The following is a 25,437-nucleotide window of genomic DNA, read 5'->3' as shown; positions in this document are numbered from 1 at the left end:
CACGCCCCGGGTCGAGCTCGTTCGGGTCATTCGAGGGGTGCGGTGCCCCAGTCGACCTGGTGCAGCGACTCATCCTGCCCGGAGACCCAGTGCCGGTTGCTGCCGTCGGCGTTCATCACCTGCAACCCGATGTGGAACGACGAGCCGTCCCCGTCACTGTGGGTGAACATGATGCGGGTGCCGTCCGGTGCGTAGGCCGGGTCGAAGCTCTCACCGTAGAAGAACGAGTCCGCCGCGCCCTGGCCCTTGAACTCGCCGATCCCCCCGATACCGGGGTCATCGGTCAGAGCTGTCGGGGCGCCCCCGGTGGCATCGACGCGCATGATGTTCGACAGGGTGCCGGGGTGGTTGCCGATGAGTTCGAAGACGAGGTTGGTGCCGTCAGGCGACCAGTCCAGGTCACCCGAACGCCGGCCCGGGGCCACGACCTGATGCGCATTGCTTCCGTCGACATCCACCACCCACAACGAGACGGTCTCACCACGCCAGCCGCCGGGGGTGGACCTGCCACCCTCGTAGTAGGCGTAGGCGATCTGCCGACCGCTGGCGGAGAAGCGGGGAGCATCGAGCCACGCGCCGTGCGCTGGGAGTGCCACGACCCGTCGAAGACCGCTCCCGTCGGGGTGGACGACGTAGATCCCCTGGGCGTCTGGGTAGCTCGCACCATCTGAGGTGAACGCGATCAGGTTCCCCGCCGGTGACCACGACGGTTGACCGCTGTAACCCCCGATGTGCGTCACCTGAGCGACGTTGCTGCCGTTGGCCGCCATGGTGAAGATCTCCTTGCGGTCACCGTTGGCTTCTGGTGCGATGCGCGCCGAGTCGAAGGCGAGCCGAGTCGACGTCGGCGACCACGACGGCCAGCCGTTGTCGTGGCCTCCGTCGGTCAGCTGGCGCCTCGCGGTCAGATCGGGATTCGCCGTCCAGACCTGCCAGAAGCCGCTTCCATCGTGTTCCATGAAGCTGATCCGCCCGCTGGTGCCTGCGGACGTCGCCGCCGCGTGTCCAGCGCCCAGCGTGAGCGCGGAGCAGGCCAAGGCTGCGGCTGCCAGGGCTGCGACCCACAGTCGCGGGGTGTTGTTCAAGGCCATCGTCATTCCTCCTGTCGATAGTGCGGTTGGAGCGACGCTATGGATGTCGGGTCGACCGCACATGGCGGGAAACCCCTAGCTCCTCCCACCGCTCTCAGGTGGCCTGTCTGGGTCCCGCCCACCAGGGGAAGGGCATGGTCGCAGACCCCGCGCTTCCACTACCGTCGACGTTGAGAGCCCGGTCTGGTCAGCGCCGGCTCCGGTCCATGTCGCGAGGTGACCCACGTATGGCGGCTGCGATCTCGGCTCCTCCTGAGCACCGTCCCATGCTCCTCGTCGCAGCGACCTCGGGTCTGGCCATCGTTGCTGCCTCGGTCGCCATCCCGGCCCTGAGATTTCTGCGCACTCCTGACGTCGTCACGCTCGTGGCCGGGCTCGTCGTCATGGCCTGCGGCCTGTGGTCGATCCGGATGAGGGTGCCCGGCTCGGCGCCGGGCCTGGTGTTCGCGGCCGGGGCCACCTGGTTGCTGCCGGACCTGGCGGCCAGTGGACTCGGGTGGTTCGACGATGCGTTCGGCCGGCTCGCACTCGTCCACGTCGGGATCCTGACCCAGGCCCTGATGATCCGTGCGATGCCGCGTGGGTTCCTGAGGGCCACCGTCGTCGTCCTGGGCTACGGGTGCGCCGCATCCGCGTTCATCGGTGGCTACCGAGCTCTCCTGCTGGCCACCGGGTTGGCACTCGTCGCGGTCGGGCTGGCCGCGCCCAGAGTGCGACCGACCGAGGCTGCGACGGCAGGGGCATGCGTGAGCTTTGGCGTCGGCCTCGCGCTGCCGCCAGCCGCCCTGCTCCTCAGCGGCTCGCCGGCGACGCCATGGGGAGCGGGTCTGCACGCGGTGGCGTTCACCGTGTCCTCCGGTCTGCTGACCTTCGCGATGACGACTGTCGCCGCGCAGAGCGACCCCATCGCAGACCTCGACAGAACGCTCTCGACGGAGCTGGGCACGCCGGTCACTCTGGTGCTGACCGACGGGGGCGCAGGGTGGATCGACCCGTTCGGACGTCCTATCCCCGCGCCGTCCCGAAGCGGGACGGCAGTGCGCGATGCCGGTGGGCATGAGGTGGGCAGGCTCCTCGGGGCACGCGTGAGCCTTGAACCGCGGGTCGTCCGCACGGTCGGCCTGGCTGCGACGAACGCCCGGCTCCGCCACGACCTTCTCCGCCAGGTCGAGGAGCTCTCAGCCTCGCGCGCCCGGGTGCTGGACGCCGCAGAGAGCGAGCGGGCCGCTGTGCTCGGGGAGCTGCGCCACGGCATCCTCGAACCGCTGGCCGACCTCGAGCGAAGGCTGCGCGTGGCCGGTGGCCTCACGGGGGTCGCGGACCAGGCTGCCGACGCCGGCTCGCGCCTCGAGCGCTTGGTGGAGAACGTCGACCCGTTCCGCCACGGCGAGATGCTGTCCGCAGCGCTTCAGCGGATGGCAGGTCCCGCGTCCCGAGGTGTCGTCGTCGGCGAGTGCGTCGAACCCGTGGACCCGGCAGTGCGACGCACTGCGTGGTTCTGCTGCGCCGAGGCGCTCGCGAATTCACGCAAGCACGCCCCTGGAGCCCACATCGAACTGACCGTCTCGGCGGCCCCGGGTGGCGTACTCGTCAGGATCACCGATGACGGACCGGGTGGCGCCGACCAAGCAGGGGGCGGCCTGACCGGCCTGCGTGATCGGGTGCATTCCCTGGGTGGGATGCTCCGGGTCGAGTCCGGACTCGGCGGAACCATCGTCGAGGCCCGGATTCCAGACCTGGTGCTAGTGGTTGACCACGATACTGCGGGCGCGTCGGCCTCCTACCGTGAGGGACCTCGACACGGAGGATCGTCATGACCAGGACCCAGCGCATCATCCCAACCCTGGCCCTGCTGGTGTCCCTGTCCGCCTGCGCCACCGCAGCGACACCAAGCCGGGCGGGCGAGGCTGTCGACAAGGCCAGCCTCGACGCCGTCAGCTACGGCATCCCAGGGCGACCGTCCGGCGACCTGCTCATCGACGTGTCCCGGGCATTGCCAAGTGCGTCGAAGGGATCGCTGGAGCTTCGTCTGGGGCCGGAACCGGACAGCGGGCTCCCCGACACCTCCGCGGATGCCCTCGGCGCGGTTCGGTCCGGGGACGTCGACGTCGCCGTGGTGTCCGCCCCCACCCTGGCCGACGCCGGGGTACCCGCTCTGCGTGCCTTCCAGGCGCCGGGTTTACTGGCCAGCCGGGCGGCCGTGGAATCCGCGCTGAACGACCCGGTCGTCGGTCGAGCCCTCCAACCGGCGCGCGCCCTCGGGCTCGTTCCCGTCGGAGTCTCCTTCGACGACTTCCGCTATCCCGCAGCCTGGGACAAGCCCCTGCTCAGCCCGGACACCTGGGCGGGCCGCACCGTCGCCACCAAACCAAGTGCGGTTCTCGTCGCCCTGATCGAGGCGATGGGCGCCAAGGCGGACTTCCGAAACGGCTCCGACCTGGCCTCAGCCGTCGCCACCAAGGAGGTCACGGGCGGTTTCTTCGCCATGGGTGGTCCCAGCAACCCCGCCGAAGGGGCCGTGCTCACCGTGAACGCCCTGCAGACCGTGCGGGTCGACGTCGTGGTGGTCAACGCCAAGGTCTACGACGGCCTGAGCGGGCAGCAGCGAGAGGCGCTGGCTTCCGCGGTCAGGACCGGCGCCCGGGCCCAAGCCCCCCTCAAGCGAGCGCCGCTCGCTGAGCAGGCAGCTGCCTACTGCGCCCAGATGTCCGGTGGTGTAGTCCTCGAGAGCGCTGAGCAGCTCGCCGCGTCAACCAGAGCGGCGTCCCCGGTCTACCGCATGCTCGAGTCGGACCCGGAGACCGCGCAGACCATCGCCCGGTTCCGAACTCTGGCCGCGGCCGAACCGGTTGAGGCTCCTCCAGCCCCCTGCTCGGCCACCATGGTCGCGACTGACCCCGCACCCCTGGAGCCGACGGGAGACCAGTCCGTCCTCAACGGGGTCTGGCGGACGACGGTTCGCGAATCCGTTCTGGCGGGGGCCGGCTGGGCGCCCAGCGACGTCGCGAACAACACCGGCGTGTGGACCATCACCTTCACCGACGGCCACTACAAGGTCATCGAGCCGAGCGGTCGCGGCTGCTCGGGACGCTCCGTCGTGGCGAAGGACAAGCTCGAGATGCGGGAGACCTCGCCGGGCTGCGACGGTGACTGGCGCCTGCTCTTCCGCCGCGACGGCGACTCTCTGGAGTTGCGCGGGGACCACGCAGCCAAGCCTGAAGAAGCGGCCGTCTACGACGTGCTCTGGTCGGCGGGACTCACCCGCATCGCCGATGCGCCGTGACGATGACCGAGCTCGGACCCGCCCTCATCGCCTGCCTCCTGGCAGCGTCGCTGGCTGCGGCCGTGCTCCGGCGCCCCGGCCTGAGCACGAGGTGCCTGGCCCTCGCGGCTGCCATGGGGTTCGCACTCACGGAGCCGGCCGGCCTGGGCGACGTGCTCGTGGTCGTGGCTGCGGGCGCTCCTCTGCTGGCGGTCCTGCAGCCGGAGCGCGGAAGAGCCTGGTCGATATGGCTCGTCGCCAGCGCGGTAGCCGCCGCAGTTGTGCTCGTCGCCGTGGCTACCGACCCGTTCCGCGATCCGACCTGCCTCGTCAGGTGCAGCACGAACCCGCTCGCCCTCGGCCGGATCCCCTTCGCGCCGATCGTGGCCAATGCGCTCATCGGGTTCGCCGCCGTCATGACCGCGGCTCAGGCGATCCGCCGACGCAGCGTGCTCGGAGGGGCCGGGGCCGCGCTGGCAGTAACGGTGATCCTCGATGTGGCGTCCGTGACCGGAGCCCTGGTCACGGCGGCGTGCATCGGCCTCGTCAGGGGCACCGCCGAGGTCCTCGCCGTCGTCCAGGCCCGCGGCAGGCTCGCCGATGTGGCGATGGCACTGGAGCAGTCCCACGATCCCACCGCCTCAATGCGTGAGCAGCTGTACGACCCAGACGTGTCGGTCGCCTTTGCGCTACCGGACGGGTCGGTCGTCGACGAGGACGGAGCCCCGGCACCCGAGGTGAGGCACGGACAGCAGGTGGACCTGATCACAGTCGGGGAGTCGACCATTGCCAGGGTCTGCCACCGTCCGACGACCTCGAGAGTGGCAGTAGCCAGGGCGATGACCGGCGCGGCTCGGCTGGCCCTCGACAACGCACGGCTGCTCGCCGTCTCACGACTGAACGCCCGGCTGCTCCAGGAGTCTCGGGCCCGAGTGGTGAAAGGCGGCGACGAAGAACGCCGCCTCTTGGAACGCGACCTGCATGACGGTGCTCAGCAGGAGGTCCTGTCGCTGGGGCTCGCTCTGCGCGAGGAGCTGTCCAGCACCACCGACCTGCCACGTCGTCAGGCCCTGGAGGATGCCGCGGGTCGCATCCCGCTCGTCCTGGAGTCGCTCCGTGAGCTGGGGCACGGGCTGCGCCCGGCAGGGCTGGACGGCGCCGGGCTGTCCATCGCCCTCGAGGCGATCGCCGACCGAGCGCGGGTTCCGGTCGACGTCGTCTCGCTCCCCGAGGAAGACCTGCAGCCGGGGGCAGTGGTGGCGATCGCAGGCCTGGTCGCCCGCCAGGCCGACACTGCCGACGCCCCTCTGAGGGTTGAGGTCGTCGTGGTCGACGGCCGGGTGGTCACCACGATCACAGGCGGAGTTGAGCCGACCCCGGTAGAGATCGACCGTTTTGTGACGATCGGCGGCGGGCTTGGATGTGACGGCGTCAGCACGCGGGCCTGGCTTCCGACCGGGGAGAGATGATGCGCATCGTCGTGGCCGAGGACCAGTACCTCACCAGGGAGGGACTGGTCCGGGTGCTGACTGCATCGGGCATCGAGGTCGTCGCGGTCGCCGAAGACGCGCGACACCTCCTCGCGCTGGTCGCGACGGAGGCGCCCGACGCTGCGGTCACCGACATCCGGATGCCCCCCACACATTCTGACGAGGGGCTCGTTGCCGCCGCCCGGATCAGGCGTGACCACCCGGACACCGCCGTGCTCATCGTGTCTCAGCACCTTGAGTCGGGTTTCGTCATGCAGCTGCTCGAGGACGCCCAGGACGGCGTGGGCTACCTGCTCAAGGACCGGATCCTCGACCCCGGAGTCCTCACGGATGCTCTAGCCCGAGTGGTGGCAGGCGAGTGCGTGGTCGACGAAGCCGTCATCAGGCGACTGGTGGACCGTGAGCGCCGCGCCGACCCGCTGGCCGCGTTATCCGTTCGAGAGCGTGAGGTGCTCCACGAGCTCGCTGCCGGGTACACGAACGAGGCCATCGCCGCCCGACTGCACATCGCGCCACGAACCGTGGAGGTCCACGTCGGCCAGATCTTCGTCAAGCTCGACCTGCACCAGGACGACACTTCCAACAAGCGCGTCAAGGCGGTGCTCGCCTACCTTCGGGCAGCTCGCTGACCGACTGGTGTCGTCCAGAGACCTGCAGCTGTTGTTCGGGGGCATGTCGGTGACGGCGCCTACGCTCCGCGCATGGCCTGGGCTGACAAGTACCCCGCGGAGCGGCTTGTCGAGTACGACCCTGACTGGCCGCACCGGTACGCCCAGCTGGAGAGGGCGCTGAGAACACTGCTCGGGCCGGACTGGGACATCGAGCACGTCGGGTCGACCTCGGTGCCCGGGCTGGCCGCCAAGCCGGTCATCGACCTCGCGATGCGCCTGCCGGCCACCGGGACGATTGACGGCGCTCGCGAGGTCCTGGCCGAAGCCGGCTGGTCAGCACCCGTCCTCGTCGGCGACCACTGGGCCGCCTTCCTTCCGTCGTCCGGACGGCGGCGCGCGATCGGCCACCTGTTCACCGCCGAGCAGTGGCCCGAGTCGCATCTGCGCCTCTTTGCGGCTTGGCTGCGTGAACACGACGAGGACCGCCGCCGTTACGAAGAGCTCAAGCGTGGGCTGGTGGCCCGTGGCATCTGGAGCGGCGACTACACCGACGCCAAGTCTGAGTACGTCCGCCAGATCGTCAACCGGGCCCGAGCGGCACGCGGCCTGACCGAGCTGGACCATCCCCTCTAGCGCCACCGCACATCGGCGCGTCCGGGGAGGTCTGTCAGGACGAGTCATCCCGTGGCCACGCGTCGCTGGCGCCCTTCAGTCAGCACGCCATGGCGATCTTCTGACCGGTGAGTCGTAGGCACTTGTGACAGCACCGGCACAGACAGGGCCGGGCCCGGGCCGGAACCTTGGACCGGGAACGAGATGGAGAGGGGTTCTGGACATGTCAGGTGATTCGGGAGTCTTGCAGAACGATGCCGGTCAGGACGGTGGCCCGCGAGCAGCCGGGTCGTTGCTGCGTGCTGGGGCGTTCGGCCTGACTGCCGCTGTTGCCGGTGCGGGCGTCTACGCGGCCGTCGTCATCCTCACCGGATACGAGCTGGGTCTGGTCGCCGTTGTCCTGGGAATGGGCGTGGGATACGCGGTGGCGGCCGGGCACGCCACGCTCCCCGGGGGCTGGGTCCGGGCCCTGAGCGTCGTGCTGACCCTGTTCAGCCTTCTGCTGTCGAGCTACCTCATCCTGTGGCTCTACGACGGCGAAGGGTTCGCGCCCGAGCCCCTCTCGGTCAGTGAGGCTGCCAACACGGTATGGGACCTCATGACCGCGGATCCTGTGGGGTTGCTGATCTGGGGGGTGGCCCTCCTGACCGCGTTCGGCATTGGCAAGGGCGAGGACCCCGCGGTCGAAAGGCCCGCGCCCGACCTCATCGCAGAACCTGATCCGGGCACGGACCGGGTCTGGCCGGTGGTGCAGGTCGTGAGCGTCGAACCACAGCCGTTGGGAGCTGCCGAACTCGAGCTGGCCGTCGCCATGCGCACGTCCAGCGGTGGATTCCGGCTCCGACAGCTGTCCCTTGTGGCCAGCGACCTGCCCGGTGCCGTGCCACACCTCTTCGACGAGGTTCCCGACATCCTGGCCGTCAGTGGAAGCCCCGTGAACCGATGCCGGGTCGTGGATCACGAATATGACTCTGCCGAGGATGCCATGGCTGCCGCTTACCTTCAGCACCCGGCGGCGGACCTGGATGACTGGGTCGAGGGTGCCGACTTCTGTCTGTGGGTCGAGGAAGGTCCCGACTTCGGGCAGCTGCTGAAGCCAGATGCCGAACGCGTTGGCGCCATCGGTGCCGTCGCGGTCGGCCTTGGCAGCCTGATGGTGGGGACCGCGGTCATCTATGGGGGCTACCTCCTCAACGTCTGGGTCGGGCTCGACACCCCGGAACGGAAGGGGACCCCGGCGGACAGCGTGTTCACGATCGTCGTGATCGTCGTCGGCGGCGCGCTTGCCGTGCTGTCCGGACGGCACATCGCTCGGCTTCTGGCCCGCCGCAACCTTGCCAGAGCGGCGGGCTCGGCGCCCGATGCCCGGTACGAAGCCGGACGAGGCCCCGCGTTGACTGCGGGGCGCGGAGTCAGCGGGTCGACGGAAGTGGGCACGATGAGAGACGCCAACACCGGTCCGGACTTGCCCGGTCGTGCCGACCCCTCCGAGAGGTTGGTGGAGAGACCGCGTGCGCGGCTGTTCTGGTGCGCTGGCGCTCTGGTTCTCGCTTCGCTCGGCGCTGTAGTGGGCATTGCCGCACGCGACGAACTTGGACTCGCCGGCGCTCTTGCGTTGGCCGGCGCGGTGCTCGTGATGGCATCGGTGGGTGTGGCCTGCCTGCGGTGGAGCATCACCGCCGACGCGTCAGGGCTGACGGTTAGCAACCTGATTCGCAGGCACAGGATCGCGTGGCCCGACCTGGCGGAGGTCAGGCTCGAGAAGGTCCAAGCCGACGTCGACCTCGGGTTCCACTACTTCGTCTTCATCACCTCCGCGGGCCAACGGATACGGGCGGATGCCCCGACAGGGCGTAACAATCCCGGTGGCAAGATGGACCAGCTGCACAATGCGCTCCTCGACATGGGGAAGCGATACGCCGCCCCTGACTGACCCTCTGTCGTGACCGCGGGCCACGACAGAGCGAGAGCTCGACTGCTCAACGACTGTGCGGCCAAGGGCTGCGCGCCGCGCAAGCGGGTGGGACAGTGGGCGCGGGGAGGTGTGCATGTCCTGGGTCGACCTCGGTCAGCAACATCACGACGTGACGGCTGCTGTCCGGCGGCTCCTGGACGACGACTCGGCCGAGGTCGGCGACTGGGCCACCACCGAGCTTGCTATCGGGGCGGCCAACAACCCGACATCCGGCGCCGCGACCCGACTTCGTGGCACCGCCACGACGAACGGGACCGACCGAGCGTGGTCGCTGGTGGCCAAGGTCGTCCGCCCCGCCCCGCACGACATCCAGACCCCGCACTCCGTCATCTACTGGAGGCGCGAGGCAGACGTCGCCGCCAGCGGCCTGCTGGCGCACGGCCGGGGCCTCCGCGCTCCCCGGTGCGTGGGCGTTGTCGACGCAGACCCCGAGGGTGTCGTGATCCTGTTCGAGGACATCGGCGAGGTGTCGCACGTGTCGGGCTACGACGACGAGGAGTTCGCTGTCGCTGCGGCCGCGCTCGGCCGCTTCCAGGCGCACTACGTCGAGGGCCCGCCACTGCCTGCGCGAGCGTGGCTGACCGGCAACCTGGTCGGGCGGTTCCGCAACGGGTGTCTGCCGCAGCTCCGGGCCGTGCACGACGTGCTGTGGGAGCGGCCCGCTCGCCGCAGACGCTTCGAGATCGCGTTGGGCGTCGACCCGGCTCCGCTCGTCGCTGCGTTGGACGATCCGACCCCCTTCATCGAGGTTCTGGAGTCGTTGCCGCAAACGCTGTGCCACAACGACGCCCACGTGAACAACCTCGTCGTGCGGCGGTCCGCCGATGGTGGTTGGGAGGTGTGGGCCATCGACTGGCAGATGGTCGGCACCGGTCCACTCGGCAGCGACCTCGCCCAGCTGCTGGTCGAGGTCGCCGAGCCTGACCTGCCGCGCGTGGAGGCGATCGTGCTCGAGGCCTACCTCGCCGCCCTGCACGAGGACGGCGTCGGGATCAGGCGTGAGGCAGTCGAGTTCGCGTATGCCGCGAACGTGGCGCTGAGGCATGCCTCGTGGGTCCTCTACCTGCTGGGACTCTCCCTGGACGAGCTGCCACGGGGCGCGCCGGACGAGGACGTCCTCACGGCATGCCTGCCAGCCCTCGAGCATCCCGGGCTGGCGCGCTGCGTCGCGATGCTCGAACGCGCCGACGACCTCCGGCACCGGCTCGGCACGTGACCCCGGGCTGGAGCCAGGCAGCGCGGGTAATGACCGGACTGGAGTGACCCGAACGACGGGTAGTCGTCTGGCGACAGGAGACGACGGCGTCGATGACCTTCTTCACCGCACTCGGCTGCTCCGGACGACGGGGCGCCGTCTTCTTCGCCTCGATCATCTCGGCTCCGAGGTCCTGGAGCTGGGTCAAACCGGGCCGGTGCGCCCGTGTGGCGGGTCGAGCCGCGTGGTGGCCACCACCGCAGCGAGGTCGATCGGCCCGTAGACGTGGGGGAACTCCTCGCCGGTCGCCGGGTCGCCGACCTCGACCACGACGGGTGAGCTGAGCCGCGACTCGTCGATGTGCAGCAGCACGAGTGGCTCGGCGATCGCGGCATAGAAGCGCGAGCGCACGACTGGCCACTGCTGCGCCGAGGAAGCGTGCACGAAGCCCTCGTCGTCGAGGGACCGGCCGATCGTCGACTGCGTGTAGGCGCCGTCGCGCTGCGCCTGCTCCCAGCCGCTCTGCTGTGCAAGGTGGTAGATCACGTTCCCCACCCTTCCACGGCGGTCTGCCCGGATCACCCCTCCTACCGACTCGAGCGCACGACACTGGAGATGACCCGGCCCGGCGCCGGAGGTGACAACCAGATCGACCCGTGAACGCGTTGAAGGTGTGTCCGACCATGCACGACAGGGGAAGTCACGTGGCAAGCACAGATCGCGAGGCGGATTTCACGGCCTACGTGCGAGCGCGCCAGGCCTCGTTCGCGCGCTTCGCCTACCTGCTGACCGGTGACCCGCACTCCGCCCAGGACCTCGTCCAGTCGGCCTTGGCCAAGGTCTACGGCAGGTGGGAGCACATCAGCACGGTCGACTCCCCCGATGCCTACGTGCGCAAGGTCATGGTCAACGAGCACACCACGTGGTGGCGGCGGCAGTGGCGCCACCGCGAGCGGACCGACAGTGAGCTCATCCGCGTGCACGAGCCGGCCGCCGTCGCGCAGGCCACCCATGACGAGGACCTGTGGTCGCACGTGCGGAGCCTGTCTCCACAGCAGCGCGCCGCGGTGGTGCTGCGCTACTACGAGGACCTCAGCGAGGCGCAGACGGCCGAGATCCTCGGCTGCACGGTCGGCACCGTCAAGAGCCACACGAGCCGGGCGATCAAGTCGCTGCGCGCGACGATGACGGAGGTCACCTCATGAGCCTCGACCAGGACGAGCGCGAGCTCCGCGCCATGCTGCACCAGCGGGCCGATGCCGTCGACGTGCACGGCGACCTCGTGCCGGGCGCGGTCAGCCGGCGCCGGAGGGAGGTGCGCACCAGGGCTGTCGCTGTCGCCGTCGTCGCTGCGGCTGCCGTGGCCGTGGCCGTGCCGACCCTCTGGTCTGCGCAGGGCCCAGGCCCCTCCCCCGTGCCGGCGCTGCCGACCACAACCGCTCCGACCACCCCGACCCCCACCACGCCGACCCCCACCACGCCGGCGCCCACCCGCTCGACCACCGCCTCGACCGCCCCGGCTCCACGGTCAGGTGCGATCGCGACGCGCGATACGGCATACGCCCTCGACGACACGATCCGCTTCGGCGGGACCGTGCTCCGCCTCGAGAAGGGGACCGTCGTCGAGAGTTTCGCGGTTCTCGCGAACGGCGGGTTCGTCCTCCAGTCGCACCTGTCCACCGGAACGCCGGACAGCGAGATCGAGATCCTCTCCCCGGCCGGCCGCACCGTACGGGCCGCGGGCCAGTCAGGGGCGTATGCCGTGTCGCCCGACGGCATGCGCGTGCTCGTCAAGGACGGCTCGGCCAACACGGTGGTGGTCTACGCGGCCGACGGGACGGTCGTGGGCCAGCGCCAGGACGCCCGCGAGGTCGGTGCCATCGTCGGCGACGTCGCCTACCTGACCGGCGACACGTCCGAGGGCTCGCTCGAGTGGGATGTCGCGACGGGCCAGACCATGAAGCTGCCGCCGCACCTCGTTGCAGTGTCGCCGGACCGCACCCGTGCCGCCCTCCAGTGGTTCGTGGCCACCGACGCGATGGACGACGTCTGCTGGGCTGTCGTCGACCTCACGAAACCGACGTTCCCGAGGACGGTCGAGCGCTGCGGCGCGGGCGAGAACCCGACGTTGTTCATGCCAACGGCATTCTCAGCCAACGGAACCTACCTTGTCGGTTCGCACTACGTTGACGGCGGGTTCTGGTTCAGCGCCGGGGTCGTGCGCGTCACCGACGGGCAGGTGATCCTCGGCGGCACCGGTGGCCAGGTCGTCTCGGGCTGGACGTGGCACCTCGGCGCCGGGGAGTCGACGTTCCGCATCTCCCGCAACACGTCGGAACCGTTGTCGCCGGCAACGAGCAACTCCCTCCAGGCGTGCAGCCTGTCGATGGAGTGCACGGACGCTCAGCCTCCGGTCGACCTCTCTGAGCGCGGTGGATTCACCGAGGCGCGCTACGTCGTCCCGAGGTGACCTCGACGCCGTCACCCACCCAGTCGCTCACGAGCGGCTGGGTGGGCTCGGCGTGCCCGCTGCGAGCCGGAGTGCCTGCACGTCGCGCACCGTGATGCGGCCCCGGAGGAGCTCGACGACACCCTCGGCCTCCAGGCGCCGGAGCACGCGGTTGGCGGTCGGACGTGTCACGCCGGCGAGCTCGGCCAGGCCGGTCTGGTTGAGCGACACCGTGATCGGTGAACTTCTCTGTGCGGGAGTGGAGTACATGCCGCACAGGTTGACCAGACGACGGATCACCCGCTGCTCAGCGGGCGCGTGGAGCGCCTCCATGAGCGCATCGGTAAGACGGTCGATGCGGGCGACGAGCAGGCGCAACAGCAGACGGTTGACCTCGGGGTGAGTGGCGCAGAGCCGTTCGAACTCGCCGTACGCGAGCGTCATGGTCACAGTTCGCTCGATGGCCTCGATCGTGACGGTGCGGCGCCCGCCACGCCGGATCATGGCGAGCTCGCCGAACGCCTGACCGGGTCCCATCAGGCTGTACGCGTGGACGTCCCCTGTCTCCGAAGCGCGACGCGCGACGACGCGGCCCTCGATGACGAAGTGCATCGTGTCGGCCGGATCGCCCTCGTGGCAGATGATCTCGCCAGCCCGGTAGGTGTGCCGATGCATCCGCGAGACCACGGCGCGCTGCTCGGCGGGGCGGAGCTCGGAGAGCAGCCCGAGGTCGGGCGTCACCCGGTCACGACCAGGGAGCAGAAGAGGTCGCGAGTGCCCCCGGTGTGTCGCCGCGGGCACAGACCGGTGGGCGCGCCCCGGGGATCCTCGGTGATGACGGCATCCGGTGAGGTCCGGATGGCGAGGTCCACACAGAGAGGCACTCCGATGACGACGACGACATCCCGGCGAAGCCGGACCGACCTCGCCCACCACCACCCGCGGGTCTGCCACACACCGGTCGGTGGGTGGAGCTGGGAGTGTGCCTGCGGCGGCGCGTCCGCCCGGTCACGCACCGTGCGACTCACGTGGCACCAGGCCTTCGTCGGTGCGCTCATCCACTCGGCGAGCATCTGCCCCTGAGGCATCCCGAGCGCTCACTGGGCCCGTGACGGTGCGAGGAGCACCGGGGAGAGGGAGTCACGCGCCTCGGCGAGCAGAGCCGCCTCCGCCCGGTCGAACACATCCTGGGCGGAGGCTGGCGTGTCCCCGATCGCCGTCATTCCGACCCGACCGCACTCGGTGATCGAGCTGATCATGTGGAAGACGACACCGGACTGCCTCGACGGGTCGAAGTGGAGTCCGGCCCGAGCGACGAGGTCGAAGAGGTCGTCGACCCGCAGCCCCTTGAGAGCGTCGTCCTTCAGGTGGTCGGTGGCCACGAGATGACGTTCCGCTCCGGCCGGCGTGCGGAACCGGCATTCGTCGGGGAGGTAGCGCCCGTCGGTGAGGAACTGCAACGTGAGGAACGGGTGAGTCGTGCCTCCCTTGCGGAGGTTGATCTCGATCGCATGCGCCTCCCACGCATCACCGTGGCGCACGACGACGAAGTCGAGTGCGAAGCGACCGAGCACGCCCTTGTCGGCGAGCACCCGCCCGACCGCCTTGGCCTCCTGCGTGATCGTCGCCGCGTAGGAGGGGTCGGCGGGGAACCGGGCGCCGAGGTACACCTGGCCGGACGGCCCACCCAGGATCTGGTCGTGGGTCGAGAGGATCTCGAGCTCGCCGAGCGGGCTGACCGCCATCTGCACGCTCGGGCTGCGCACCTCGTCACCGACGATGCGCTCCTCGGCGATGCCGCCCGTGGCGGCGAGGCGCTGCAGGTAGGTGTCGAGCGTGATCCTCGAGCTCTCCAGCTGCATCGCCTCGACGCGGTCCGTCACGGCTGCACGCAGGTCGCCGGCCGCCGGCAGGTCGCGCAGGTCGACGAGTGCGTTGCCCGAGCCCGACACTCCCTCGTTGAGCTTCACCATGGCCCACCCCGCAGCCGGCCGGACAGCGTGCAGATCGAGCAGCGCAGTCACCACGTCGTCGACGGAGTGGAGGTCCTCGGCGCCGAAGGGATAGGTGACCCCGGCCTCTGCGAAGGCCCTTCGGCACCCGGTCTTGGTCCCGAGGGGGAAGTGTCGCGGGTCGGCGGCATACATCGGGATGCCGAGCACGAGCGCGAGGTCACGCTCCCGCCACGTGCTGTTGTAGGGAATGAGGTGCGAGCGCGCCGTGTCGGGAATGAGAGACGCGACGTGCGCCAGCAGGCGCGGGCGGGCGAGCAGCTTGTCGGTCAACGGCGCGGTGGACGAGTCGCCGACCGACACGAGCGACAGGCGCGAGCGCGCGTGGCTGGGGATGACGCCTGGCAGCAGCGACAGGTAGTACTCCACGATCTGGTCGCTGATCGGCATCGACGTGACGTAGACCATCCGGAGCCGGGGTTGGCGGAGCAGGAGCAGCAGGAAGAGCAGGCGCTCCTCCATCGCCTGGTTCATGGCGCCCGCACTCGGCGCCATCCGGTCGATGCTCATCGAGGGCACCACGACGACCGACTCGCGAGGGTCGTCCTTGCGAATGGATCGCCAGATCTCGGGCAGACGCTGCTGGAGAGCGTCGAAACGCGCCTCCCGCGCGGCCTCGTCGAGGTCGTCGAGCACGTCGGACTGCCCGCGGTCGGGTGCTCCGTTGGTCACGTTGGCGTTCATGGGTCGCCTTCCGGGTCGATGGTGCCGATGACCTCGTGGACCTCCACGGGGCGTGAGATGCCGCGCAGCTCGACGGGCCCGAGCGGGCGCGTCTCGAAGCACCCGTCGAGACCGGCCCGCACGCGGGGGCTGATGAGGATCTGCCGTGCGGCGGCCGCCGCACAGAGCCGGGCGGCGACGTTGGTGACCGTGCCGATCGCGGCGTAGTCCCACCGTCCTTCGAAGCCGACCCGTCCGAGGGTCGCGTAGCCCTGCGCGATGCCGACGCCGAAGCCGAGGGAGTGCCCCTGCCGGTGCCAGCCCTCGGCCAGCACGTCGACGCGGTCTCGCATCTCGAGGGCCATGCGCACCGCGCGCTCGGGGGCGTCGGCGCAGGGCGGGGGGTCGTTGAAGAAGACCATGAGGCCGTCTCCGGCGAAGTGCTCGAGGGTCCCCCCGTAGGCGAACACGAGCGCGCCGAGGGCCTCGTGGTAGTCGCGCAGGACCGCCATGGTCTCCTCCGGCTCGGCCGTCTCGGCGAAGGCGGTGAAGCCGCGCAGGTCGGTGAAGACTGTCGTGATGTCGCGTCGGTGGCTCTCGAGGAAGGACTCGTCACCCGTCTCGACGATGAGCTGGGCAATCTGTGGGGAGAGGAAGCGGCGCAGGCGCCCCAGCCGCTCGAGGTCGTCGACCTGCGCCGCGACCCGCTCCTCGAGCTCCGCGTTCCAGCTCTCAAGGGCCGCGGCCTGCTCGACGATCGTGTCGTGGAGGCGTTTCATCCGCGCGAGCGACCGCACCCGCGCGACGAGCTCGGCCTGGTCGAACGGCTTCGTGATGAAGTCGTCGGCGCCCATCTCGAGCGCCCGAAGCCGCTGCCGCTGCGCCCCGCTCGCGGTGACCATGATGATCGGGAGCGCTGCGGTGCGGGGTTCGGCCTTGATGAGCGCGCACGTGTCGTAGCCGTCGATCCCCGGCATGAGCACGTCGAGCAGGACGACGTCCACGTCGGTCGTCTCGAGGGTCGCGAGAGCCTCCTCACCCGAGGCGACCGAGTGCACGACGAAGCCACGGGGCTCGAGCACGGCGCGCATGAGCTTGCGGTTCGTCTCGAGGTCGTCGACGACGAGCACCCGCACGCCGACGGTCGGCCCCGGCGACCCGTCGGGCCCGGCGCTGGTCACGACACCCGTCCGTCGTCGCCGCGCGGCAGGTGTCGCCGCACCTGGGCCGGGAACTCCCTGACGCTGATGGGCTTCTCGAGATAGCCGGCGAAACCGGATGCCATCACCCGCTCGCGATCTCGCGCCATCGCGAAAGCGGTGAGCGCCACGACGGGGATGTGGGCGGTGAGCTCGTGCCCACGGATGAGCTCCAGGGCGGCGTAGCCGTCGATGCCGGGCAGCTGGAGATCCATGAGGATGACGTCCGGCAGCGTCGCGCGGGACTGCTCGACCCCCTCCTCGCCCGTCGTGGCGACGACGACGACGAAGCCGCCGTACTCGAGCACATCACGCGCGAGCTTGAGGTTGCGGGGGTTGTCCTCGACCAGCAGGACGGTCGGTGGCCGGCTCACGAGGGCTCCTCGCGCGACTGGGCGTCCTCGTGGTCGGACGCCACCGCCGCGAGCCGGCGTGCGAGGACGGGCAGGTCGATGCCGGCCTTCTCGGCGACGAAGGCGATCCGCCCCTCCAACCGCGAACGGTCTTGTGGCGTAAGGGACTTCGCGGTGAGCACGACGATCGGCGGACCCTCCGAGTCACGATCGGGGCGTAGCTCGTCGATCACGGCGAAGCCGTCCACCTGGGGCATGAGCAGGTCCATGACCACGACGGACGGGGAGACCGCACGGACGACGTCGGCTGCCTGCTGGCCACCCGCGCATGTGTGGACCTCCCAGCCGAGCGGCTCCAGGGTGCTGCGCACGAGCTTCAGCGCGAGAGGGTCGTCGTCGACCACCACGACGCTGAGCCGGGTCGTCGCCGGCTCGTCACCGGCGGCCTGCCGCGGCAGCAGCCGGGTCACCGCGGCCAGCAGGTGCTCGCCGCTCACCGGCTTGACGAGGTACTCGGTGGCCCCGAGCGCGAAGCCACGACCACGCTCCGGCTCCACGCTGACGACGACGACCGGGACCGCCGCCGTGGCGGTGTCGGACTTCAGCAGCGAGAGGACCTCCCAACCGTTCATCCCGGGCAGGTGGATGTCGAGCACGACCGCCACCGGCAGCTCGGCGCGCACGAGCTCGAGGCCGGTCTCCCCCGTGGCCGCGATACGCACGCGGAGCCCCGCTGCGCGAAGGTGCAGCTCCACGAGCTCGGCCGACCGGGGGTCGTCCTCGATGACGACGATCGTCGGGCCGGCCGCCGACTCCTCGTCGGCGACCCGGCGATCCTGCGCCCCTGCCCGCGAAGCTGCTCGTGGCTGAGGGATCGAGATGCCGAACGTGCTCCCCTCCCCCGGCGAGCTCGACAGCCAGAGCCGGCCACCGTGCAGCTCGATGATGCGGCGGCTGAGCGTGAGGCCCAGACCTGTGCCCTCGATCGTCGAGGCGGAGCGCTCGCCCTGCTGGAACGAGTCGAAGATGCGCTCTTGGTCGGCGGGGTCGACCCCGACCCCGGTGTCGGTGACGGTCACCTCCACGACGTCACCGTGGCGCCACGCGTGCACGTCGATCCGGCCGCCGTCGGGGGTGAACTTCACGGCGTTGCTCAGCAGGTTGAGGAGCACCTGCTTGAGCCGCAGCTCGTCTGCGGTGACGATGCCGAGGGTCCGGCTGGAGTCAAGGGTCAGCCGGAGGCCATGGCTCAGCGCGCGCTCACGAACCAACGAGATCGCTTGCGAAAGAATGTCGTCCATCGGGAACGTCGTGAGGTCGAGCTCCATCCGGCCTGCCTCGATCTTCGATAGGTCGAGGATGTCGCCGAGCAGCGCGAGCAGGTGCCGCCCCGCCGAGTGGATATCGCGGAGGTAGTCCTCCTGGCGGTCGTTGAGCTCGCCGAACATCCGCTCGAGCAGGACCTCGGAGAAGCCGATGACGGCATTGAGCGGGGTGCGCAGCTCGTGCGACATGCTTGCAAGGAACTCCGACTTGTGACGGCTGGCCTCTGCGAGCTCGCGGCTCTGCCGCTCGAGCTGCTGGTAGAGCCGGGCGTTGGTGAGGGCGACGGCCGACTGGCTCGCGAAGGCCGAGAGCAGGTCGCAGGTCTCCTCGCTGAAGGCGCCCCGGGTCAGCCGCCGCACGACGAGGGCGCCGACGACGCGGTCCGGTCGCACGAGCGGGATCGCGACCAGCGAGCGCCACCCCGAGGCGTGGAGGATCTCGAGATGGGGGTCCAGCGGCAGGGGCTCCGCGTCGAGGTCGGCGATCTGCAGGACCTCGCGGTCGCGGGCGGCCCGGCCCACCCACGTGCGGTCGATGTGGATCTCGGCCGAGCGCAGCGCCTCGACGACGCTCGTGCCGGTGCCGTAGACGGCGCGCACTCCGAACAGCCCCGTCGACTCGTCGTACTCCATGAGGGAGCCACCGTCGGTGCTCGACAGCTGGACGGCGTGCGAGACGATCGTTGTCAGCACCTCGTCGGCCACGAGCGTCGAGCTGATGGCCTCCCCCACGTCGGCGAGCGCCTCGAGCTGGTCGACCTTGCGGGCGAGCTCTGCCGACCGGCTCTCGAGGGCGCTGAACAGCTCGACGTGGCGAAGGGCCAGCGCCGCCTGCTCGGCAAAGGTCGTCAGCAGCTCTGCGGCGCGCTCGTCGAACGGGTCGACCTCCGTGCGCCACACGGTGAGGGTCCCCACGACCTCGTCGTCGACGACCATCGGCGCGCCGAGGATGGAGCGGTAGCCCCCGAGCTTCTGCAGGTCGACCTGGACGTAGTCCGGGTCGGCGAGCACGTCCTTGATCTGTTGTGCCGTGCGATCCATCCCGATGCGCCCGACGAGCGTGCCCCGGTTGTCGCGCCGCACCGGGTAGAGGTCGACGACCTCGAGGAACTCCTGCGTGTGGCCGCTCGACCACTCGAGCCGGTACTCGTCACCCTCGAGCAGGTGGATCTGGGCGACGTCGGAGTGAAGGAGGCGCCTCGCGTTGTCGACGAGGGCATCGAAGACCCGGGTCTGCTCGGACGCGCCCCTCGTCAGGACCCGGAGGATGTCGCTCGTGGCCCGGAACTGCTGCTGCACCTCGCCCAACCGGACCTCCAGTGCGCGCACGGGGTCCACCCCCGGCTTTCCACTCGGCTCCGCGAACCGGCCCATGCCAGTCCTCCATCCGGCTGTGAGCGACTCCTGGCCCCTCCAGCAGTGTCCACCTCACAGGCCCCGCCCACCCCGGAAACGGTGAGGCCCGCACACCGAAGGCAACCACCCGGCATACGCAATCGTGGCGCCGCGCCCTCCACGAGCCCGTATGCCGTGTGCACCGTGGGTGAGATGGGCGGGCTACGCGCGTGGTGGCCGCCTAGGCTCGCTCGCGAGCGGCCCGGGGGTCGGGCCGCCCACCGACACAAGGGGTCCCTCATGTCTGACAGCAGAACTCACACCAAGCCAACTCGCACCAAGCCGGCCACGACGCCGGACACCGAGCCGGCCACGGCGCCCGCTCCCGACATCGCCCGCAAGGCCGTCGCCGAGGCGGTCGGCACCTTCATCCTCGTCTTCTTCGCCGTCGGATCGGCCGTCTTCGGCATCGACGTCATCGGCCCGCTCGGCGTCGCCACCGCCTTCGGCTTCGTCCTGCTCGCCCTCGCCTACTCCATCGGCCCGGTCTCGGGCTGCCACGTCAACCCGGCGGTGACGCTGGGCGTCCTTCTGCGCAAGGGCATTTCGGTCACCGAGGCCGCCTGGTACTGGGCGGCTCAGGTCGTCGGCGCGATCGTCGGGGCTGCTCTGCTCAAGCTGCTCGTCTCCGGCTTCGGCGGTGCCACCGACAAGACCGGCGGACTGGGCACCAACGACTGGGGCAAGAACATCACTGCGGGGGGCACGTTCGTCCTCGAGATCGTGATGACCTTCCTGCTCGTGCTCGTCGTGCTCCTCGTCACGAACCGCGCAGCCGCACCCGGCTTCGCCGGGCTCGCGATCGGCCTCGTGCTCACGGTGATCCACCTTGTGGGCATCCCCCTCGACGGCACGTCGGTCAACCCGGCACGCTCGCTCGGCCCGGCGCTCTTCAACGGCGGCGAGTCGCTCGCGCACGTCTGGATGTTCATCGTCGCGCCCCTCATCGGTGGGGCGCTCGCAGCGCTCGCGGCGCCCTTCTTCGAGACGGCCACCGACCGCTCGGAGAAGGACCCGACCGGGGCCGACGTCCCGGCCTGACCGGCGGAACCGGTCCTCACCCCGTGCCGCAGCTCCCTCCGGGGCTGCGGCACGGTCATGCCCACCTCGTCCGGGCGACGTCACCCGCCCCCGCGCCCGTGAGCCCGTCACGGGCGGCGGCCGCGGACCAGGTCGGGGCCGACGTCCGCGCAGGAGCGGCACCCCGAGAGCATGAGCGCCTCGAGGGCCTCTGCCGTCAGGTCCTCGAGGAGCACTCGGACGCCGTCCGAGCCGCCCGTGGCGAGTGCCCACAGCACCGGTCTCCCGACGAGGACCGCGCGCGCTCCCAGAGCCAGCGCCTTGAGCACGTGCGACCCGGAGCGCACGCCGCCGTCGACGTAGACCTCGACCTCGCCACCGACCGCGTCGACCACGGCCGGCAGGGCCAGCGGCGTCGGCACGACGCCGTCGAGCTGGCGCCCGCCATGCGTCGACACGATGACGGCCGACGCCCCGGCGGCCACGCAGTCCCGGGCTGCTGCCGCCGAGAGGACACCCTTGGCGACGACCGGGAGCCCGGTGGTCTCTGCCAGCCGCTCGAGGTCGCGCGGACCGACGTCGCGGGCCTGCTGCAGCCGCTCGTCCGTCACGTCGCGGTCGTCCAGCGCCTGCACCACCCCGAGGGGCGGCAGGGTCCGTGGCAGGCCGACCCGCTTGGCGGCCACGACCGGAGTGTCGACGGTGACGACGAGGGCGAGCGCCCCTGCGGCCGTGGCTCGCTCGGCCACCTCGTCCGTGACACCCCGGTCCTTCAGGACATAGAGCTGCTGCCAGAACGGCGCCACCTGCCCGACGTCATCGACCCGCGTGCTCGACCGCATCGAGATCACCATGAGCGATCCTGCGTCGCGGGCAGCGAGCGCGACTGCGACCTCGCCCGACGGGTGGGCCAGCCGTTGGGCGGCCATCGGCGCGACGAGCACCGGTGACGAGACGGGGTGCCCCAGCACGGTCGTCGCGGCGGTTGCGGCCGTGACGTCGCGGAGCACGCGCGGCTGGAGCAGCACGTCGTCCCAGGCCCGGGCCTCGCGCGCCAGGGTGACTTCGGCGCCGGAGCCGGCGTCGAAGTAGCCGAAGACGTCGTCGGGCAGCAGCTCCTGCGCGCGCCGCCTCAGCAGGTCGTGGTCGATCACCGGTCCAGCGTGAGCCGCACGACGTCAGTCCACAACCGCGCGCGACGCGAAGACGTTGAGCCCCAGCTCGATCGACAGCCGCCGCGTGATCATCTGCCCCCGCACGCTGTTGCCCGCTTCGTCGAGGCGTGGCGACCACGTCGCGAGCCCGCCCTTGCCGGGAGACACGGTGACGATGGCGCCGCTGACACCGCTCTTGCCGGGCAGGCCGATGTCCCAGAGCCAGTCGCCAGAGTGCTCGTAGAGGCCGGCCGTGGCCATGACCGCGAGCACCTTGGCGCACGTGCTCTCGCGCACGACCTGCCTACGGGTGATCGGGTTGACCCCGCCGTCGGCGAGCGTGGCAGCCATCACGGCGAGGTCGTGGGTGTCGACGGAGAGGGAGCACTGGCGGGTGTAGACGTCGGTGGCCACGTCGGGGTCGCCGTGCACACTGCCGTAGCTGTGCAGCAGGTGGGCGATGCCGTGGTTGCGCAGGTTGGTGCGCGACTCGCATGCGTAGACGTCCTCGTCGACCGTGAGGTCACGGCCCGCGAAGCGGCTGAGGCCGTCCTGCACGAGGCCCCACGCTGCCGCCCCGTCGCCACCGACGTCGACGAGCAGGCTCGTCGCCGCGATCGCTCCGGCGTTGACCATGGGGTTCATCGTGCGGCGCTCGTTGAGCTCGACCGCCATGACCGAGTTGAACGGCATACCGGTTGCGTTGACCCCCAAGCGATCTCGCGTATGGTCGGCGCCCAGCGCGTCGCAGGCGAGCGCCAGCACGAAGGGCTTGGAGACGCTCTGGATCGAGAAGCGCTCGCCGATGTCGCCGACCTCGAAGGACCGACCCCTGACCGAGACCACCGACACCGCGCACGCATCGGGGTCGGCCTCGGCCAGCTGCGGGATGTAGGTCGCGACCCGGCCCTCGTGGACTCCGAGGCTGTCGGCGTGCGCCTGGGTCACGACGGCCCGCACCGTCTCCTCACCGGGCAGGTCGCCCGTCGAGATCGTCGACGCCACCGTGCCACCCCTCTCCGACCTCGTTGCCGTATGCCGCTCGGCCGGGTCCCACGCCCGCCGACGCATGGTGTCGGCAGCGTCGCAGCCACCGGTGCGGGGGGCATCACCCCGCTGGGGTGATGCCTCGGTGCACCCGCACCATCAGAGTCGAAGGTGCAGGACGAGCCGGTGGTGTGCCGGCGCGACGACGAAAGGACTCGGCATGGCAACGATTCCCCTCGGCTCCCTCACGTCGGCCCAGGGCGACCTCATCCGAGAGACCGAGCCGGCCCGGCTCGCCGAGCTCGACGAGGACGCACTGCTCGACCTGCACGCGCGGGTGCGACGGGCCCGCAACAAGTACGTCGGCCTGTATCGCCGGCAGGGCGCTGCCCGCGTCGTCGCCAAGGGCGCCCGCGGCAAGGCCCGGCCCGCGAACCGCCAGAACGCCGAGCGGGCCGAGGTCTTCGAGCTCGCGCTCGCCCGGGTCAGCAAGCGCATCGACGTCGTCGCACGCGCCGCAGCCGCCGAGCTCAAGGCCGAGCGCCTTGCTGCCGCAGCGGCGGTCAAGGCCGGCACCGGGCCCGACTCGTCGGGCGATGCGGCGAGCGGCACCGGAACCGCGGCCGCCTCGACCCGTAGGCGCGCGACGAAGACGACCGGCGGCAAGAAGCGCGACGCGAGCTCGCAGTCGGCCGGCGCCCGTCGCCAGGCCAAGCGCGACGCCCGCTGACAAGAACCGATCGAAAGAGCAGTCCGTCGCCTGGCGGCCAACCGCGCAGCCTCAAATCCAAAGAGCAGCTCGTCGGCAGTGCCCACCAATCAAGAGAGCAGTTCGTCGCCGCGCGCCCAACCCCACAGCCTCAATCCAAAGAGCAGTTCGTCGGCTCAGTTTGCCGACGAACTGCTCTCTCGATTGACGTTTGCGAGCGCGGCGCTCCGGCGATTGCCAGGTGAGCCCACGCCCCCAATCGAGAGAGCAGTTCGTCGCCGCGCGCCCAACCCCACAGCCTCAATCCAAAGAGCAGTTCGTCGGCGTTGGGGGCTACTTGCGCCCGGGGACCTCGAAGGTGCAGGCGAGCTCGACGAGGAGGCGGGTGCCGAAGCCGGTGGCGCCCTTGTTGCGCCAGCCCCGCGCGGCAGGCAGCTGCGCCGTGCCGGCGATGTCGACGTGGGCCCACGGGGTGTCGCCGACGAACTCCGCGAGGAAGAGGGCTGCGGTGATCGACCCGGCGTTGGCCCCGCCCATGTTGGTCATGTCGGCGATCGGCGAGTCGAGCTGCTTGCGGTAGGGACGGTGCAGCGGCAGCGGCCACACCGGCTCGTCGACGACGTCACCGGCGCGGCGGACCTGGTCGGCCAGACCGTCGTCGTTGGCCATGAGCCCGGCGATGTCGACGCCGAAGGTGCGCAGGCACGCACCCGTGAGCGTCGCGATGTCGACGATCGCGTCGACGCCCTGCTCGACCGCGAGCACGAGGGCGTCGGCCATGACGAGGCGGCCCTCGGCGTCGGTGTTGAGCACCTCGACCGTCGTACCGCCGCGCATCGTGAGGACGTCACCGAGCTTCATGGCCGAGCCGGACGGCATGTTGTCTGTGCACATGAGGTAGCCGGTGACCTCGGTGCGGCAGCCGACGTCGCGCAGGGCCGTCATCGCGGCGAGCACGGTCGCGGCCCCCGTCATGTCGTTCTTCATCTGGGCGTGAGACTCGTCGCTCGGCTTGAGGCTGATGCCACCGGAGTCGTACATGATGCCCTTGCCGACGAGGGCCAGGTGGCCGGTCGGCGACTCGGGCACGTAGCGCAGGCGCACCATGCGCGGCTCGTCGACGCTGCCCATGTTGACCCCGAGCAGGCCACCACAACCCATCTCGATGAGCTCGTCCTTGCCGAAGACCTCGACCTCCAGGCCGCTTCGCCGGCCGACCTCCTCGGCCACCTGCGCCATGCGCGCAGCGCTGAGGATCGCGGCGGGACAGTTGGCGAGGTCGCGACCGAGCATCGCGGCATACGCGAGCACCCGCCCGCGCTCGATGCCCACGCGCACGTCGTCGGCAGCGGAGTCGGGGGCGACGATGACGAGCGAGTCGAGGGTCTGCTCGTCGCTGCCCTTGCCCATGAGGAAGCGCCAGCGGGCGAGCAGCACGCCCTCGACCACGGCGGCCGCGAACTCAGCGGCCGTGAGCCCCGTCTCGCCGGCGGGGAGCTCGACGGCGAGGCGCTTCTGGTGCGGCACCGCGCGGGCGAAGTCGGCGGCGAGGTCACGCACCGTGGCGGCGTCGACGGTGGCACGGGCGCCGATGCCGAGGGCGACGAGCGCCCGTCCGTCAGCCGAGGGCACGACGAGGGTGGCGCCCCGCTCGGCACGGAAACCGGCCGCCTCGAGGGCTGCGCGGTCGAAGCCCAGGTCGGCCGGCACCTCCCCCTCGCTCGCCACGGGCACGGCCACGGCACCGGCCAGGTCGGGCGTCGGCAGCGATGCCGAGGTCGTGACCTCGATGTCGAGACTGGCTGACGGGACCGGGTCTGCAGACCGGGCTGCTGGCGTGCTCATCGCATCTCCTTCGAGGCTTGCGCCCGGTCCCTCCGAGCGACGTCGAACTGCGGCCCGCTGCTCGAGCGACCCGCTCCACCCAGCGTCGGG

General features: G+C 70.6%; 22 protein-coding genes. 12 read left to right on the top strand and 10 right to left on the bottom strand.

What is annotated here, in order from left to right; all coding sequences use genetic code 11:
• Window positions 1-26: 26 nt before the first annotated feature.
• A complete protein-coding gene (locus FHX52_RS15745; RefSeq protein WP_185747315.1) occupies window positions 27-1,091 on the bottom strand; it encodes a TolB family protein in 1,065 nt (354 codons plus the stop codon).
• Between the two features lie 266 nt (window positions 1,092-1,357).
• On the opposite strand from FHX52_RS15745, the gene FHX52_RS15740 reads away from it, so the two are divergent.
• From FHX52_RS15740 to FHX52_RS15710, 7 genes are all read left to right on the top strand, one after another.
• A complete protein-coding gene (locus tag FHX52_RS15740) occupies window positions 1,358-2,908 on the top strand; it encodes a sensor histidine kinase (protein WP_141823261.1) in 1,551 nt (516 codons plus the stop codon).
• Complete coding sequence (locus FHX52_RS15735) at window positions 2,905-4,374, top strand: hypothetical protein (RefSeq protein WP_141823260.1); 1,470 nt, start codon at window positions 2,905-2,907, stop codon at window positions 4,372-4,374. Before FHX52_RS15740 ends, FHX52_RS15735 begins: the two co-directional genes overlap by 4 nt.
• On the top strand, window positions 4,371-5,822 hold the full coding sequence (locus tag FHX52_RS15730) for a sensor histidine kinase (protein WP_141823259.1): 1,452 nt from the start codon (window positions 4,371-4,373) through the stop codon (window positions 5,820-5,822). Before FHX52_RS15735 ends, FHX52_RS15730 begins: the two co-directional genes overlap by 4 nt.
• Entirely contained in the window at window positions 5,822-6,472 is a 651-nt protein-coding gene (locus FHX52_RS15725; RefSeq protein WP_141823258.1) for a response regulator transcription factor, read from the top strand. Before FHX52_RS15730 ends, FHX52_RS15725 begins: the two co-directional genes overlap by 1 nt.
• Before the next feature lie 72 nt (window positions 6,473-6,544).
• On the top strand, window positions 6,545-7,087 hold the full coding sequence (locus tag FHX52_RS15720; RefSeq protein WP_141823257.1) for a GrpB family protein: 543 nt from the start codon (window positions 6,545-6,547) through the stop codon (window positions 7,085-7,087).
• A gap of 223 nt (window positions 7,088-7,310) precedes the next feature.
• A complete protein-coding gene (locus FHX52_RS15715; protein ID WP_185747314.1) occupies window positions 7,311-8,999 on the top strand; it encodes a PH domain-containing protein in 1,689 nt (562 codons plus the stop codon).
• Between the two features lie 115 nt (window positions 9,000-9,114).
• Entirely contained in the window at window positions 9,115-10,257 is a 1,143-nt protein-coding gene (locus FHX52_RS15710) for an aminoglycoside phosphotransferase family protein (protein WP_141823255.1), read from the top strand.
• 183 nt (window positions 10,258-10,440) lie between these two features.
• Here FHX52_RS15710 and FHX52_RS15700 read toward each other — a convergent pair whose 3' ends face one another.
• Entirely contained in the window at window positions 10,441-10,782 is a 342-nt protein-coding gene (locus tag FHX52_RS15700; RefSeq protein WP_141823254.1) for a DUF952 domain-containing protein, read from the bottom strand.
• 158 nt (window positions 10,783-10,940) lie between these two features.
• Between FHX52_RS15700 and FHX52_RS15695 the strand changes: the two genes are divergently transcribed.
• Both FHX52_RS15695 and FHX52_RS15690 read left to right on the top strand, forming a co-directional pair.
• Complete coding sequence (locus tag FHX52_RS15695) at window positions 10,941-11,441, top strand: SigE family RNA polymerase sigma factor (protein ID WP_141823253.1); 501 nt, start codon at window positions 10,941-10,943, stop codon at window positions 11,439-11,441.
• Window positions 11,438-12,706 (top strand): YncE family protein, encoded by a 1,269-nt coding sequence (locus tag FHX52_RS15690; RefSeq protein ID WP_141823252.1) that lies wholly within the window; start codon window positions 11,438-11,440, stop codon window positions 12,704-12,706. The genes FHX52_RS15695 and FHX52_RS15690 overlap by 4 nt, the downstream gene beginning before the upstream one ends.
• Before the next feature lie 27 nt (window positions 12,707-12,733).
• On the opposite strand, the gene FHX52_RS15685 is transcribed toward FHX52_RS15690, so the two are convergent.
• A complete protein-coding gene (locus FHX52_RS15685; protein WP_141823251.1) occupies window positions 12,734-13,426 on the bottom strand; it encodes a Crp/Fnr family transcriptional regulator in 693 nt (230 codons plus the stop codon).
• Window positions 13,427-13,573: 147 nt separating this feature from the next.
• On the opposite strand from FHX52_RS15685, the gene FHX52_RS15680 reads away from it, so the two are divergent.
• The gene (locus FHX52_RS15680) at window positions 13,574-13,768 is read left to right on the top strand and encodes a hypothetical protein (RefSeq protein ID WP_141823250.1); all 195 of its coding nucleotides are present in this window, start codon (window positions 13,574-13,576) and stop codon (window positions 13,766-13,768) included.
• A gap of 14 nt (window positions 13,769-13,782) precedes the next feature.
• Here the strand turns inward: FHX52_RS15680 and FHX52_RS15675 are convergent, their stop codons facing one another.
• Genes FHX52_RS15675 through FHX52_RS15660 form a run of 4 tightly spaced genes read right to left on the bottom strand, consistent with a single transcriptional unit; the run spans window position 13,783 to window position 19,566 of the window.
• Window positions 13,783-15,381 (bottom strand): peptide ligase PGM1-related protein, encoded by a 1,599-nt coding sequence (locus tag FHX52_RS15675; RefSeq protein ID WP_141823249.1) that lies wholly within the window; start codon window positions 15,379-15,381, stop codon window positions 13,783-13,785.
• Complete coding sequence (locus FHX52_RS15670; protein WP_141823248.1) at window positions 15,378-16,541, bottom strand: adenylate/guanylate cyclase domain-containing protein; 1,164 nt, start codon at window positions 16,539-16,541, stop codon at window positions 15,378-15,380. The genes FHX52_RS15675 and FHX52_RS15670 overlap by 4 nt, the downstream gene beginning before the upstream one ends.
• Window positions 16,538-16,933: a response regulator gene (locus FHX52_RS15665; RefSeq protein WP_141823247.1), complete on the bottom strand. Its 396-nt coding sequence runs from the start codon at window positions 16,931-16,933 to the stop codon at window positions 16,538-16,540. Before FHX52_RS15665 ends, FHX52_RS15670 begins: the two co-directional genes overlap by 4 nt.
• Window positions 16,930-19,566: a response regulator gene (locus FHX52_RS15660; RefSeq protein WP_246070035.1), complete on the bottom strand. Its 2,637-nt coding sequence runs from the start codon at window positions 19,564-19,566 to the stop codon at window positions 16,930-16,932. The genes FHX52_RS15665 and FHX52_RS15660 overlap by 4 nt, the downstream gene beginning before the upstream one ends.
• Window positions 19,567-19,872: 306 nt before the next feature.
• Here FHX52_RS15660 and FHX52_RS15655 point away from each other — a divergent pair, with 306 nt between their 5' ends.
• Window positions 19,873-20,673, top strand: a complete 801-nt coding sequence (locus FHX52_RS15655) for an aquaporin (RefSeq protein WP_141823245.1) — start codon at window positions 19,873-19,875, stop codon at window positions 20,671-20,673.
• 107 nt (window positions 20,674-20,780) lie between these two features.
• Here FHX52_RS15655 and FHX52_RS15650 read toward each other — a convergent pair whose 3' ends face one another.
• Complete coding sequence (locus FHX52_RS15650) at window positions 20,781-21,806, bottom strand: alpha-hydroxy acid oxidase (protein WP_141823244.1); 1,026 nt, start codon at window positions 21,804-21,806, stop codon at window positions 20,781-20,783.
• 24 nt (window positions 21,807-21,830) lie between these two features.
• The gene (gene glsA, locus FHX52_RS15645; RefSeq protein WP_246070033.1) at window positions 21,831-22,811 is read right to left on the bottom strand and encodes a glutaminase A; all 981 of its coding nucleotides are present in this window, start codon (window positions 22,809-22,811) and stop codon (window positions 21,831-21,833) included.
• Between the two features lie 202 nt (window positions 22,812-23,013).
• Here glsA and FHX52_RS15640 point away from each other — a divergent pair, with 202 nt between their 5' ends.
• Window positions 23,014-23,523, top strand: coding sequence for a hypothetical protein (locus tag FHX52_RS15640; RefSeq protein ID WP_141823242.1), 510 nt, complete (start codon window positions 23,014-23,016; stop codon window positions 23,521-23,523).
• A 312-nt stretch (window positions 23,524-23,835) separates the two neighbouring features.
• Here the strand turns inward: FHX52_RS15640 and FHX52_RS15635 are convergent, their stop codons facing one another.
• On the bottom strand, window positions 23,836-25,347 hold the full coding sequence (locus tag FHX52_RS15635) for a leucyl aminopeptidase family protein (protein WP_141823241.1): 1,512 nt from the start codon (window positions 25,345-25,347) through the stop codon (window positions 23,836-23,838).
• Between the last annotated feature and the right edge of the window lie 90 nt (window positions 25,348-25,437).

Origin of the sequence: Humibacillus xanthopallidus, assembly GCF_006717145.1 — a bacterium.
Classification (GTDB): domain Bacteria; phylum Actinomycetota; class Actinomycetes; order Actinomycetales; family Dermatophilaceae; genus Humibacillus; species Humibacillus xanthopallidus.
This window is presented reverse-complemented; position numbering and strand designations above follow the sequence as displayed.